Raw genomic sequence first — 14,283 nt, 5'->3', positions numbered from 1 at the left:
GTTTATTTGTAAATAAATTAAAAATAATTGTCTGAGATTATGAAATGGTCTGGTTTTTTGTGCTTTTGTATTGGTGTTCTAATAGAATAGTTAGTCGAGAAATGAGTGATATATAACTAAATGAATAGCTCGTTGAAAACAACATCTGACATATGGAGTTACCTATGAGTAACCAAGCTGTTAAGCAGGCTCCACCATCCCAACCGTCGGGAATGGACCGATTTTTAAATTTTATCGAACGCGCTGGTAACAAGATCCCTGATCCAGCAATCTTGTTTTTTTGGGCGCTAGTAATTGTTTGGGTATCATCAGCATTACTTTCTAATGTTTCCTTTGATCTGATGAACCCGCGTACTGGTGAAGCGCTGGAAATAAACAACCTACTTACCGGTGAAGCGCTCGCAAGTTTCCTTGCAAATATGGTGACAACTTTTACTAGCTTTGCACCTTTGGGGATTGTGTTAGTAGCAATGCTAGGGGTAGGTGTCGCTGACTCTTCTGGCTTCATTACTACTGGCTTGAAGAAAATGCTGAACTTCACGCCGGCGAAACTTTTAACGCCAATGCTTATTTTGGTGGCGATAGTGTCACATACTGCAGCCGATGCGGGTTACGTACTCGTGATTCCGTTGGGAGGCATTATCTTCCATGCTGCTGGTCGTCACCCTCTTGCCGGAATTGCGGCGGCATTTGCGGGCGTTTCTGGTGGCTTCTCGGCTAACTTTATTCCATCTGGCATCGATCCTCTATTGGCTGGCTTCACCCAAACGGCAGCACAGGTATTGGATGAAAGTTATGTTGTGAACCCGCTGGCGAATATCTTCTTTACAGGGATCTCCTCTGTCATCATTGTTGCGATTGGCTGGTATGTGACCGAGAAAATCATTGAACCTCGTCTAGCCAATACTCCTGTTGATGAAGATGCGGAAGAAGCCCCCGATTTGGGATCGTTTTCTGCTATTGAATCCAAAGCGTTTCGTTATGCAGGCTGGGCGATGTTGGCAGGTATTGCTTTACTGGTTGTCGCACTTATTCCAGAAGACTCAGCACTGCGCTCACCTGATGGAGAGTTAACAGCGTTCTCCGCACCAGTAATGAAATCAATCGTACCGCTGATTTTCATCCTATTTATTATACCCGGCATTGTTTATGGCCGTGTGGCTGGCACGTTCAAAAGCAGTAACGACGTGATTAAAGCCATGTCCGATACTATGGCGACGATGGGTGCTTACATTGTCATGTCATTCTTTTGTGCGCAATTCCTGTCGGCGTTTGGTCAATCAAACATTGGTACTATGCTTGCACTTTATGGTGCAGAAGGGCTTAAAGCTCTTGAGTTACCAGGGCAAGCTACCATCGTAGGTATGATTCTCCTTACGGCATTTGTAAACTTGCTGGTTGGGTCGGCATCTGCGAAATGGGCGTTAATTGGTCCAATTCTAGTACCGATGCTAATGGCGGTCGGAATTTCTCCTGAGCTATCTCAGGCGGCGTATCGTGTCGGTGATTCTGTTTCTAACATCATTTCACCGCTTATGGTGTTCTTCCCTCTTGTGGTTGTGTACTGCCAGCGCTACGTGAAATCTACGGGCATTGGTACTTTGGCTTCTCTCATGATGCCGTTCTCCATTGCGATGTTAATCGGTTGGACAATCTTCTTACTGGCGTATTGGGCATTAGGAATACCTCTAGGTATTCAAGCGCCTTACACCTATACGATGTAAATTTAGAAGCGACACTTTGTAATTTGGTACAACGCTTTAAACAAAAGAAACCCAGCAATTATGCTGGGTTTCTTGTTTTTGATGAACACTATTTATTTGAGGTAGCGTGCATGAAACGCTAAGTGATCCTCGATGAAACTTTGTATGAAGAAATAACTGTGGTCGTAGCCGTCTTGCATTCTAAAGACAATATTGTCGTGCTGTTTAGCGATGCTTTGAAACATGTCTGGTTTTAGCTGTTCTTCAAGGAAAGAATCAGCGCTCCCTTGATCAACCAATATTGGTGGCACGCTATCTGCCGATTTAAGTAATTCACAGCTGTCGTAGCGCGACCAGTTGGCTTTATCTTCTCCTAAATACAGGCTGAATGCTTTAATACCCCAAGGACAATTCATGGGGTTGGTAATTGGGCTGAATGCAGAAACAGAACGGTATAGGTCTGGGTGCTTTAAGCCAATACTGAGTGCACCGTGTCCACCCATGCTGTGACCTGAAATGGACTTTTTGGTGTTGACTGGGAAATTGGCTTCAATAAGCGCTGGAAGTTCTTTCACCACATAATCGTACATGTGGTAGTGAGTGCTCCACGGTTCTTGTGTCGCATTAAGGTAAAAGCCTGCGCCTAAGCCAAAATCGTATGCCCCTTCTGAGTCGTCAGGTACGCTTTCGCCTCTCGGGCTGGTATCTGGTGCGACAATAGCAACACCAAGTTCGGCAGCTTTACGAAATGCCGCGGCTTTTTGCATGAAATTTTCGTCAGTGCATGTCAGCCCAGATAACCAGTAGAGTACAGGTACTGGCTCAGATTCGGCTTGTGAGGGTAAAAAAATGGCGAATCGCATTTCACACTGCACAGTGTTGGACTGATGAGTAAATTGTTTGTGCCAGCCGCCATGGACTTTTGCGGCACTGATTTCAGTAATAGCCATGTATAGGAGCTTCCCAATAGGAAACAGAGCGGAAAACCGCTCTGTTAAGTTGAAGGTCGACAGACCCTATTTATCGAAATGGACAACAGAGCGTATGCTTTCGCCTTTATGCATGAGATCAAAAGCGTCGTTGATGCCATCCAGCCCCATAGTGTGAGTGATGAACTCTTGTAGACCAAACTCACCATCCATGTATCGCTCTACAATGCCCGGTAATTCGGAGCGACCTTTCACGCCACCAAATGCACTACCACGCCAAACTCGACCCGTTACTAATTGGAATGGGCGAGTTGATATCTCTTGCCCTGCACCAGCCACACCAATAATGACAGATTCTCCCCAACCTTTATGACAACATTCAAGTGCAGAGCGCATAACGTTGACGTTCCCGATACATTCGAATGAGAAATCGACGCCACCGTCAGTCATGTCCACAATGACTTCTTGAATGGGTTTGTCATAATGTTGTGGGTTAATGCAATCTGTCGCGCCAAGCTGCTTGGCGAGGTCAAATTTACTTTCATTGATATCGACACCAATGATGCGGCTTGCTCCGGCCATTGTGGCACCAATGATCGCAGATAAACCGATTCCGCCTAGCCCAAAGATCGCAACGGTATCACCTTTTTGTACTTTAGCGGTGTTGAGTACCGCTCCCATACCAGTGGTGACACCACATCCGAGTAAGCATACTTCTTCTAATGGGGCATCAGCGTTTACTTTTGCTAGCGAGATCTCAGGCAATACTGTGTATTCTGAAAATGTCGAACACCCCATGTAATGATATATAGGCTGACCGTCTTTATAAAAACGAGTGGTGCCATCAGGCATCAAACCTTTGCCCTGAGTTTCTCGAACCGCTTGGCATAAGTTTGTTTTTCCTGAAGTACAGAACTTACACTCTCCACACTCTGCCGTGTAAAGAGGGATTACATGGTCACCGACCTCAACGCTGGTGACGCCTTCCCCAACCATTTCAACAATGCCGCCACCTTCGTGACCCAAAATAGAGGGGAAGATACCTTCAGGATCGTCGCCCGACAAAGTAAATGCATCGGTGTGGCAAACACCAGAAGCAACAATCTTAACCAGAACTTCACCTGCTTTCGGAAGCATGACATCAACTTCTTCAATAGAGAGTGGTTGATTTGGTCCCCACGCGACTGCTGCGCGAGATTTAATGAATTGTTCAGACATGTTTGTACCCTTAAGTAATCACGATGGTCGCCAACAGGTTGACTCGAGAATATCCCAACTAAGAGAACATCCTATCGTATAGAGTGAGTTGGCGAGGTATGGGGGAGATTTTAATTAATTTATTTGAATTGATAATCTGGGTAAAATGAAATTTACTATTACATATTTGTAATAATAAGATTTGTATTGAGGCACAAAAAATGGACCAATGGGAAGGGGTCACAGAGTTTGTCGCTGTGGCGGAACAAGAGAGTTTTACACTTTCAGCTCAAAAATTATCAACCTCAGTCGCACAAGTGAGCCGAAAAATTGCACGTTTAGAACAACGTTTGTCGGTAAAACTGTTCCTAAGAACCACACGTAGGGTGACGTTGACTGATGCTGGCAAAGTGTATTATCAGCATTGTCGGCATTTAGTGGATGGCCTTGAGTTTGCCGAAGAGGCGGTAACAGAGCTTCAAACGACTCTTAAGGGGAAGATCAAGCTAACGGCACCGGTAACATACGGGGAACAAATGCTTGCCCCTTTGCTGAATGAATTTTTAGTCGAGTACCCTGAAGTCGAATTAGACTTCCACCTTTCTAACCAGAAGCTGGACATGCTAGAGCATGGCTTTGATTTGGCTATTCGCCTCGGGCACTTAGGTGATTCCACCTACATTGCCAAGCGGTTAGGTGCTCGTCAAATGCATGTATGTGCGAGCCCAGCCTACTTAGAACAATTTGGCGAACCTCGATCTTTATTGGAGCTCTCCCAGCATCAATGTTTGATAGGAAATCATCCCTATTGGAGATTCATTGAAAATGGTCATAAAAGGCAGCTTTCCGTCGAAGGGCGGATGAAATGCGACAGCGGGCGCGTATTGATTGATTCCGCGCTCAAAGGTATTGGCATCGTTCAATTGCCTGATTATTACGTTCACCCCTATATGGCAACCGGAGAATTGGTCGAATTACTTACCGATTTTCGTGATACCAAAGAAGGCATATGGGCGCTGTATCCTAACAATCGGTATTTATCCTCTAAAGTTCGATTACTGATTGATTTTCTAGCTGACCGTATGTCTATTTATTAAACTCGCATGCGAACATCCAAGCTTGAGTATATAATCCGCGCATTCCATTCGAAGAATCATTGCAATTTAAACGAGCCTAGAGAGAAAACGTGTCATTTAGTGAACAAGATGAACATTTCATGCGACGAGCTATCGAGCTTGCTCATCAAGCTGAATTAGAAGGTGAAGTGCCTGTCGGTGCAGTATTGGTAAAGGATGGTTATGTGATTGCCGAAGGCTGGAACCGGTCAATAGGGCAACATGACGCAACGGCACACGCTGAAGTGCAAGCGTTGCGCAAAGCGGGCAGTGAGCTGGAAAACTACCGATTGCTTGATACCACCCTATACGTCACGTTAGAGCCATGCCCCATGTGCGCAGGTGCGCTGCTTCATAGCCGAGTAAAGAGAGTGGTTTATGGTGCGCCAGATTTAAAAGCAGGGGCGGCAGGTACAGTATTGAATCTGTTTGAAAGCCAAGCGTCGTATCACTACGCGACAATAGAATCAGGGTTACTTGAGCAAGAGTGCAGAGAGCAATTACAAAGCTTTTTTAAACGTCGACGGAAAGAAAAAAAAGCGTTAAAAGAAGGGAAGTCTGATGGCAAACATCAGAATTGATGTTTGCCGTTTAGAAACAACTGTTTCTTCCGTATCAAGGCTCTAAGCAAAGAGCAAAAGCTTTACTACGCCAAATAACTTTTTTCTTGTTATTGGCAAGCATACGCTTACGACGATTGGACGAAACAGCCTTTTGTAGCAGTCGCTTAGACGACTTTCTTTTGGAGAACATATCTTCTCTCCTCTACCAAGCTAACAATAACGGTGCTGTTATTTTTTTCTGGCACCGCCCAACACTCCCTTCACCGGTACTAGTTTTTCTTTTAACTAGTCATGCTTCTATTATTTTTGTTAAAAGCGACATCTTTGGTGAACAGTGAGTTTTCTTTTACAGCGAAACTAAGGTTTCTTTGTACAGTAAAACTAGAGTTTCTTTGTACTTCAAAAACAAGTTATAAGCTTCGATTGTTACGAGTTGATGACGTGACAGCAAAGATTGTCATCACTGTTTAATGTAAGGGCGTTTGGTAGGTTTTTCAAGTAGTGTGACAATTAACCAGAAAGCCAAGTGAAAAAAGGGCTTAGCATCCTAATTGTTTAGAAAAAACACATTGCTCTTAGGAATGCATTTTCATCATAAAGAGCTTTTGAATTGAGTGAGAAGGTTTGAAATAGAGTGGGGCTCAACCGTTAATTGAGCCCCACTGGGTATCCCATAAATCGAATTACTTTAAAGATATTAATTCTTGTCTTCTTTGGGCTTTTCGCTGTCTTTCTCGCCTTGAGCAGGTTTATCTTGTTGCTTATTAGTGTCTTTACTTGATGTTGCCTCAGCTCCCGAAGTCGTAGGCAGAGCGGCAGACAGTGGAACATCAATAACCTGAAGATCGTCAATGTTGATTTCTTCGTTTGCGATACGCTGCTTATCAATATGACCAATGATCGATTGGTAGTAACGGCGAATATTCTCAACGTAGTTCCTCGCTTCATCTCCGCGAGCGTAGCCATAGCGAGTTTTGCTATAAAACTCTTTTTTCCGCAGTAGTGGCAATCTGTCTTTTACATCTGCCCAAGAGTCTGGATCGCCACCTTGACGTTTGGTGAGCCTTCTTGCGTCCATCATGTGACCGTAACCCACATTATAAGAGGCGAGAGCAAACCAAATTTTTTCGTGTTCGGAAATAGAATCAGGGACGCGGTCGACGATGCGCCTCAAGTATTCCACACCACCACGTACGGATTGTTCAGGATCGAGACGATTCTTTACGCCAACGCTTTTTGCGGTTGGCAAGGTAAGCATCATCATGCCTCTTACCCCAGTTGGCGATTTGGCGAGTGGATTCCAATGTGATTCTTGATAGCCCAGCGCTGCAATTAAGCGCCAGTCGAATTCGTTAGAGTGCTTCTTGAATAGCGCTTCCCATTTAGGCAGCTTGCTGTCTAATGCGCGAATAAATGCTCTTGTATCCACGTAATCGAAGCTTTCCACGTGACCGAAGTATTTTTCTTCCAATCGAGCCAAATCGCCAGATTGTTTAAGAAGCCCAAAGAATTCGATGAGCAGTGCGTAGAGGCTTTCATCGTCGCTGCGCCGCATATACCAAGAGATCGGCTGGTCTTCTGTTAGCTCAAATGCCAATGCCAATGAAGGGTACAAACGCTGAGATAAAGAAAGCTCAACCGAATCAGCCATGGTGAGTGCCAATTCGCCCCTAGATACTTTCTGTAATAGATCGTTGACGTCGGCGTCCTTTTCATCGCGATAAACGAGTCCAGGTTTTTCTTGTTGGAGTGTTTTTAGTGTGCGTTCAAAGTGTGAATCTTTTACAACGATGATAGGGATTTGCTTTTTAACCAGCTGATCAACGTTTCTTGGTCGCCATGATCCTTTTTTATACACCACCTGCTGAGATACATAATAGTAAGCTGGTCCGGCGCGAAAATGCTTAAGGCGATCAGGGGTCTGACTTAACCCAGCCGCAATCATATCAATTTCGCCACGATCAAGCGCTGGGAACAATTCCGATAAACGGTAGGCTGGTTTCATTTCCAAATTGACTCCAAGCTCGTCAGCAAATTGCTTGGCGAGCTCAAAATCTAAGCCAGTAGGGCCATCCGGGCCAATATAGTAAGAAAGCTGATTATTCAGTGTTCCGACTCTTAGCGTGCCTCTTTCTTTAATCTTTACGAGTTCACTTTTTGGGTTGGATTCTATCTGACAGCCAGATAACACGACGCTTATCATAGAGATAAAAGCGAACCTTCTTAGCCAGACTAGTGGGGAAATAATACTCAAAACAGTTTACTCACACTGAAATTCAGCTCTCTTTATATCAAAGCAGGTCACTAGGGCAAAGCAGCAATAAAAAAAAGAATAAAAAAGCGCGAGATGGTAAACGGAGAAATGCAACAGGTCTTGTCTTTAATTGACCTCAAGACACTCGATTTCTAGCACGTGACTTCCTTTAATAGCGACGCAATTAATTGAAGTATTAAAAAAAGGCGCAAACGGTTGCTATTTGTGGTTACGTCACAGAATTTTTCCTCTATAATACGCCCGCAAATGCGAGGTGAAATTGGTATAGGTTTCAGGGTGTTCAATAACCCTTTGAATTTATTGCAATATCATCTTAACTAACTGCATAAGAGACCTAAGCACATGAGAATTTTGCGTGGCTCCCCAGCTCTTTCTGAGTTTCGTGTTAACAAATTACTTGAACTTTGTCGTGAGCAAAGCCTGCCAGTAACAGGTATTTACGCTGAGTTTATGCACTTTGCTGACCTAACAGCAGATCTAGATGCGTCTGAATTAGGCAAACTAGAAAAACTGCTGACTTATGGTCCAACGATCGAAGAGCACGAGCCTGAAGGTCTTCTACTTCTCGCGACTCCACGTCCGGGTACTATTTCTCCGTGGTCTTCTAAATCCACTGACATCGCTGTTAACTGTGGTCTAGACAAAGTAAAACGTCTGGAGCGCGGTACGGCTTACTACATTGAATCATCAGAAACTCTATCTGAAGATCAAACTCAAGCCGTTAAAGCACTGATCCACGATCGTATGATGGAATCAGTGTTCACGGATCTGGATGCTGCATCTGCATTGTTTACAGTGGCAGAGCCGGCACCAGTAGCCGACGTTGATATCTTAGCGGGCGGTCGCGCTGCGCTAGAAGAGGCAAACGTTTCACTGGGTCTTGCACTTGCTGAAGACGAAATTGACTACTTGGTAGAAAACTTCACCAAGCTTGGTCGTAACCCGAACGACATCGAACTGATGATGTTTGCTCAAGCGAACTCTGAGCACTGTCGTCACAAGATCTTTAATGCAGACTGGACTATCGATGGCGTTGACCAAGATAAGTCTCTGTTCAAAATGATCAAAAACACGTTTGAAACGACGCCTGACCACGTTTTGTCTGCATACAAAGATAACGCAGCAGTAATGACGGGTTCTAAAGTGGGTCGTTTCTTCCCTGATCCAGAATCTCGCCAGTACAACTACCATCACGAAGATGCGCACATCTTGATGAAGGTTGAAACGCACAACCACCCAACGGCAATTTCACCTTGGCCTGGTGCTTCTACCGGTTCTGGTGGTGAGATCCGTGACGAAGGCGCAACCGGTATCGGTGGCAAGCCAAAAGCGGGTTTGGTTGGTTTTACAACATCTAACCTTCGCATCCCTGGTTACGAGCAACCTTGGGAAACTGATTTTGGTAAACCAGGTCGTATCGTTAACGCACTAGATATTATGCTAGAAGGTCCGCTTGGTGGCGCGGCGTTTAACAACGAATTTGGTCGTCCAAACCTGTTGGGTTACTTCCGTACTTACGAAGAAAAAGTAACGTCTCACGCGGGTGAAGAAGTTCGTGGTTACCATAAGCCAATCATGATTGCTGGTGGTATGGGGAACATTCGTGACGAGCATGTTCAGAAAAAAGAAATTCCTGTTGGTGCTAGCCTGATTGTACTTGGCGGTCCAGCTATGAACATCGGTCTTGGTGGTGGTGCCGCTTCTTCAATGGCTTCTGGTCAATCGGCTGAAGATCTTGATTTTGCTTCTGTTCAGCGTGAAAACCCTGAAATGGAACGTCGTTGTCAGGAAGTGATCGACCGTTGTTGGCAGCTAGGCGACGACAACCCAATCGCATTCATCCACGATGTTGGTGCTGGTGGTATTTCAAACGCGCTTCCTGAACTTTGTGATGATGGTGAGCGTGGTGGTAAATTCCAGTTACGCGACGTACCAAATGATGAGTTGAGCATGAGCCCACTTGAGATTTGGTGTAACGAATCTCAAGAGCGTTATGTTATGGCCGTTGCGCCAGAAAACATGGCAACATTCGAAGCAATTTGTAAGCGTGAACGTGCACCATACGCTGTCGTAGGTGTGGCAACAGAAGAGCGCCATTTAACACTGGAAGATTCGCACTTCGATAACACGCCAATCGATATGCCAATGGATATTCTGCTTGGCAAAACACCAAAGATGCATCGTGATGCCAAAACGCTGAAAGTGGAAAGTTCCGCGATTAGCCGTGAAGGTATCGAGCTAAATGAAGCGGCGGATCGCGTTCTTCGTTTACCAACCGTTGCAGAGAAAACATTCCTTATTACCATTGGTGACCGCTCAGTAACTGGTTTGGTTGCGCGTGATCAAATGGTAGGACCTTGGCAGGTTCCTGTAGCGAACTGTGCGGTAACGGCGGCGAGTTACGATTCTTACCACGGCGAAGCGATGTCGATGGGTGAGCGTACACCAGTTGCATTGCTAGACTTCGGTGCATCGGCTCGCTTAGCAGTAGGTGAGTCTTTGACGAACATCGCTGCGACAGATATCGGCGACATTAAACACATTAAGCTATCGGCAAACTGGATGTCTCCAGCGGGTCACCCAGGTGAAGATGCAGGTTTGTACGAAGCCGTTAAGGCGGTGGGCGAGGAGCTTTGTCCGGCACTGGGTCTAACCATTCCTGTTGGTAAAGACTCCATGTCTATGAAAACCAAGTGGAACGAAAATGGTGAAGACAAAGAAGTTACTTCTCCATTGTCATTGGTTATCACGGCATTTGGTCGTGTGGAAGACGTTCGCAAAACCGTAACCCCTCAGTTACTGACTGACAAAGGTGAGTCTTCACTGGTATTGGTAGACCTAGGTAACGGCAAGAACCGCTTAGGTGCGACAGCGCTAGCGCAGGTATACAAGCAGTTAGGCGACAAGCCAGCTGATGTAGATAACGCAGAGCAGCTAAAAGGCTTCTTCGATGCCATGCAAACATTGGTTCGTGAAGACAAACTGTTGGCTTACCACGATAAAGGCGATGGTGGTTTGTTTGTAACCCTAGCGGAAATGGCATTCGCAGGTCACTGTGGTGTTCGCTCGAATATCGCAGAGCTGGGTGAAGACGCGCTCGCGACGTTATTCAACGAAGAATTGGGTGCTGTGGTTCAGGTTAAGAACGACGATTTGGATGCGGTACTTTCTACTCTGGCTGCAAATGGCTTGGAAACATGCTCTCACGTTATCGGTAGCGTTGAAGATTCAGACAACTTCGTTATCACTTCTGGCGATGCGATTGTGCTTGAGCGTTCACGTACAGAACTGCGTACTATCTGGGCAGAGACAACGCACAAGATGCAAGGTTTACGTGATAACCCAGCGTGTGCCGACCAAGAATTCGAAGCGAAGAAAGACAATTCAGACCCAGGCCTGAACGTCAAATTAAGCTACGATGTGAATGAAGACATTGCTGCGCCATACATTGCGACAGGCGCTAAACCTAAAATGGCAATTCTACGTGAGCAGGGCGTGAACTCTCACGTTGAAATGGCTGCCGCGTTCGATCGTGCTGGTTTTGAAGCCACCGATATCCACATGAGTGATATCTTAACAGGGCAAGCCGTACTGGAAGAGTACAACGGTTTAGTCGCTTGTGGCGGTTTCTCTTACGGTGACGTATTGGGTGCTGGTGAAGGCTGGGCTAAATCAATCTTGTTCAATGAAGAGGCTCGCAGCCAATTCGAAAGCTTCTTTAAGCGCGAAGATACGTTCTCTTTAGGTGTTTGTAACGGTTGTCAGATGCTTTCAAACTTGAAGGAACTGATTCCAGGTGCGGACTTATGGCCTCGCTTTGTTCGTAACGAATCTGAGCGTTTTGAAGCGCGCTTTAGCCTAGTTGAAGTGCAGAAATCCGATTCTGTGTTCTTCGATGGTATGGAAGGCTCTCGTATGCCAATCGCGGTTTCTCATGGCGAAGGTCGTGTTGAAGTTCGTGGCGGTGAACACCTAAATGCCATTGAAAATTCAGGTACGGTCGCGTTGCGTTACGTTGATAATAACGGAAACCAAACGCAGCAATACCCTAACAACCCGAATGGTTCGCCAAACGCGATTACGGGTCTAACAACATCGGACGGTCGTGTAACGATCATGATGCCTCACCCAGAGCGTGTATTCCGCACGGTAGCAAACTCTTGGTCTCCAGAGGGTTGGGGTGAGAATGGTGCTTGGATGCGTATGTTCCAAAATGCACGTAAGAATGTCGGTTAATTGAGTTTTCGCTAGCAACTGATTCTCAGTTTACCGAAACCGCCAGAGTGAAAGCTCTGGCGGTTTTTTCGAAGTGTTGATGCTGAAAAACTAGAGCAATTTGTGTGACTTTGTGCTCTAATACCGCGCTTGCCAAGGGATGGCTATATCCCTTTACAAATCCCTTAGGAATATAGAAATGTCGAAAAACAGAAAATTTGCTATCCGTGTGTCTGAGAAGCGCAATGGCTGGACAGCAGAAATCACTCGCCAAGTTACATCGCGTCGTACTGTTGTATCGAAACGCGAAACTGGTTTTGAGTCTGAAGTTTTAGCAAACGAGTGGGCAGAAAAAACGCTGGCTGAGTTTGTAGAAAATCAAGCTAAGCGCAATGATCGTAAAGCTGAAAAGCGAAGCGAGCGCGAAGCTGCTGCATTGGCTTTGGCTGAAAAAGTGGCCGCAGAAAAAGCGAAAAAAGCAGCGGAAGAAAAGAAAAGTATCGCTGACGAAGAGTAATTTACTTTTCGATTATGAATAAAAAAGGCTGGCTCATCGCCAGCCTTTACTTTTTCTAGAGATTATTTCTTTTCTGGAATGGCTTCCAGTAGTGCAACCATTTGTTCCCAGTACAAAGCAACGGTATCAATTTTCACCTTCTCATCTGGAGAGTGAGGGAATTTGATTGTTGGTCCGAAAGAAACCATATCCATTTCAGGGTAAGGTTCTTTGAACAACCCACATTCTAATCCAGCGTGAATCACCATGATATTAGGTTTATGTCCGTAGATGCCTTCATACATTTCACGGAAGATAGCCATGATTTCTGAATCTGCGTCTGGCTTCCAACCAGGGTAAGCGCCAGAGAAAGATAATTCTGCCCCAGCCAACTCTGCAATAGAGCGAAGCGTGCTTTCAACTTGCTCTCGACCCGAGTCAATCAAAGAGCGAATCAAACACAGTACAGTGACCTTGTCATCTTCTGTTGTGATGACACCAACATTCAAAGACGTTTCTACCACACCCTCGATTTCATCACTCATACGAATAACACCGTTTGGCGCGGCGTTTAAAGCGGAAACAAAACGGAATTGATCTGCCTGAACAAACACTTTTCCTGTATTCTCTGCTTCTTCATTGAAAGAGACGATGCTTGTTTCAATTTTGCCTAATTCAGCAGAGAGCAGGTTTGTGTAAGTATTGAAAAGTTCTGCTAGTTTGTCTTGGTTTTCAGCAGGGACGGCAACGGTAGCAAACGCTTCTCTTGGAATGGCGTTACGAAGGCTACCACCACGGAAATCAATAAGTCGAAGATCAAGTTCTTGAGCATGAACGGCAAGGAAGCGAGCAAATAATTTGTTCGCGTTACCACGACCCGTGTGAATATCACAACCGGAATGCCCACCTTTTAAGCCTTTTAGAGTGAGCACGCGAGTCACGTAACCTTCTGGTACTTCTTCGCGTTGGATATCAAATGTCATTGCACCATCAATACCGCCAGCACAACCCATGTATACTTCACCTTCCTGCTCAGAATCTGTATTGAGAAGAATGTCCCCTTCCAGCCATCCAGCCTCCAAACCGAATGCGCCAGTCATGCCTGCTTCTTCATCAACCGTCAGTAAAACTTGAACTGGACCATGTTTAATGTCGTCAGAAGCAAGTACAGCTAAGCAAGAAGCCATACCAATACCGTTATCTGAACCTAGAGTCGTGCCCTTTGCAGTAACCCATTCACCATCAATGTAAGGTTGGATAGGATCTTTTGTGAAGTCATGGTCCGTGTCTTCATTTTTTTGAGGAACCATATCGATGTGCGCTTGAAGCACTACGCCTTTCTTATTTTCCATTCCTGGTGTGGCTGGCTTTTTGATAAACACGTTACCAGTAGGATCGCGGCGTACATCCAAGCCTTGCTCTGTAGCCCAATTTATAATGTATTGAGCAAGCTCTTCCTCATGCTTTGAAGGGTGAGGAATAGAACAAATTTTATCGAAGAACTGCCAAAGCTTCGCTGGGGACAACTGGCTGATTTCAGAATGGAACTCAGACACGGAAAACTCCTTTATTGTTTTGTTAGGCTGGCAGGATGATGTTTCTTGAGGATTTAAGATAACTAACCAGATATCGCATCAGTTGCGGTAATGACCGTACTTCATCCTGAACAACGCTGTGACGATGCGCCTAGAATACCATTTCCAATTCAGATTTACGTAGCAATTCTCAATTCAATCTTTAGCGATCGCGTAACAAATAGTTGGCGGTGTAAAAAACAGAATCGTAATACT

9 protein-coding genes are annotated in these 14,283 nt (G+C 45.3%); 5 read left to right on the top strand and 4 right to left on the bottom strand.

Annotated features, from left to right (window positions below; genetic code table 11):
* The first annotated feature begins 164 nt into the window (after positions 1–164).
* Positions 165–1,724 carry an AbgT family transporter gene (locus LDO37_RS13935; protein ID WP_101110690.1) on the top strand — a complete coding sequence of 520 codons (1,560 nt, stop codon included), beginning with the start codon at positions 165–167 and terminating at the stop codon, positions 1,722–1,724.
* Positions 1,725–1,816: 92 nt separating this feature from the next.
* Here LDO37_RS13935 and fghA read toward each other — a convergent pair whose 3' ends face one another.
* Both fghA and LDO37_RS13925 read right to left on the bottom strand, forming a co-directional pair.
* Positions 1,817–2,653: an S-formylglutathione hydrolase gene (gene fghA, locus LDO37_RS13930; RefSeq protein WP_126609368.1), complete on the bottom strand. Its 837-nt coding sequence runs from the start codon at positions 2,651–2,653 to the stop codon at positions 1,817–1,819.
* A 66-nt stretch (positions 2,654–2,719) separates the two neighbouring features.
* A complete protein-coding gene (locus tag LDO37_RS13925; protein WP_126609367.1) occupies positions 2,720–3,850 on the bottom strand; it encodes an S-(hydroxymethyl)glutathione dehydrogenase/class III alcohol dehydrogenase in 1,131 nt (376 codons plus the stop codon).
* Between the two features lie 200 nt (positions 3,851–4,050).
* Between LDO37_RS13925 and LDO37_RS13920 the strand changes: the two genes are divergently transcribed.
* Together LDO37_RS13920 and tadA are read left to right on the top strand one after the other, a co-directional pair.
* Positions 4,051–4,926, top strand: a complete 876-nt coding sequence (locus LDO37_RS13920; protein ID WP_101110687.1) for a LysR substrate-binding domain-containing protein — start codon at positions 4,051–4,053, stop codon at positions 4,924–4,926.
* Between the two features lie 89 nt (positions 4,927–5,015).
* Positions 5,016–5,525, top strand: a complete 510-nt coding sequence (tadA, locus tag LDO37_RS13915; RefSeq protein WP_126609366.1) for a tRNA adenosine(34) deaminase TadA — start codon at positions 5,016–5,018, stop codon at positions 5,523–5,525.
* A 679-nt stretch (positions 5,526–6,204) separates the two neighbouring features.
* Here the strand turns inward: tadA and mltF are convergent.
* Complete coding sequence (gene mltF / locus LDO37_RS13910; protein ID WP_126609365.1) at positions 6,205–7,710, bottom strand: membrane-bound lytic murein transglycosylase MltF; 1,506 nt, start codon at positions 7,708–7,710, stop codon at positions 6,205–6,207.
* A gap of 414 nt (positions 7,711–8,124) precedes the next feature.
* On the opposite strand from mltF, the gene purL reads away from it, so the two are divergent.
* A complete protein-coding gene (gene purL, locus LDO37_RS13905) occupies positions 8,125–12,018 on the top strand; it encodes a phosphoribosylformylglycinamidine synthase (protein ID WP_126609364.1) in 3,894 nt (1,297 codons plus the stop codon).
* Between the two features lie 178 nt (positions 12,019–12,196).
* Positions 12,197–12,514 (top strand): DUF3622 domain-containing protein, encoded by a 318-nt coding sequence (locus LDO37_RS13900; protein ID WP_126605858.1) that lies wholly within the window; start codon positions 12,197–12,199, stop codon positions 12,512–12,514.
* 62 nt (positions 12,515–12,576) lie between these two features.
* Here LDO37_RS13900 and LDO37_RS13895 read toward each other — a convergent pair whose 3' ends face one another.
* Complete coding sequence (locus tag LDO37_RS13895) at positions 12,577–14,049, bottom strand: aminoacyl-histidine dipeptidase (RefSeq protein ID WP_126605857.1); 1,473 nt, start codon at positions 14,047–14,049, stop codon at positions 12,577–12,579.
* Between the last annotated feature and the right edge of the window lie 234 nt (positions 14,050–14,283).

Origin of the sequence: Vibrio penaeicida, from assembly GCF_019977755.1 — a bacterium.
GTDB lineage: Bacteria > Pseudomonadota > Gammaproteobacteria > Enterobacterales > Vibrionaceae > Vibrio > Vibrio penaeicida.
This window is presented reverse-complemented; position numbering and strand designations above follow the sequence as displayed.

Coding starts and splice junctions, on each gene's coding strand:
- LDO37_RS13935 (WP_101110690.1), top strand. CDS start 165: ATGAGTAACCAAGCTGTTAAGCAGGCTCCACCATCCCAACCGTCGGGA.
- fghA (WP_126609368.1), bottom strand. CDS start 2,653: ATGGCTATTACTGAAATCAGTGCCGCAAAAGTCCATGGCGGCTGGCAC.
- LDO37_RS13925 (WP_126609367.1), bottom strand. CDS start 3,850: ATGTCTGAACAATTCATTAAATCTCGCGCAGCAGTCGCGTGGGGACCA.
- LDO37_RS13920 (WP_101110687.1), top strand. CDS start 4,051: ATGGACCAATGGGAAGGGGTCACAGAGTTTGTCGCTGTGGCGGAACAA.
- mltF (WP_126609365.1), bottom strand. CDS start 7,710: ATGATAAGCGTCGTGTTATCTGGCTGTCAGATAGAATCCAACCCAAAA.
- purL (WP_126609364.1), top strand. CDS start 8,125: ATGAGAATTTTGCGTGGCTCCCCAGCTCTTTCTGAGTTTCGTGTTAAC.
- LDO37_RS13900 (WP_126605858.1), top strand. CDS start 12,197: ATGTCGAAAAACAGAAAATTTGCTATCCGTGTGTCTGAGAAGCGCAAT.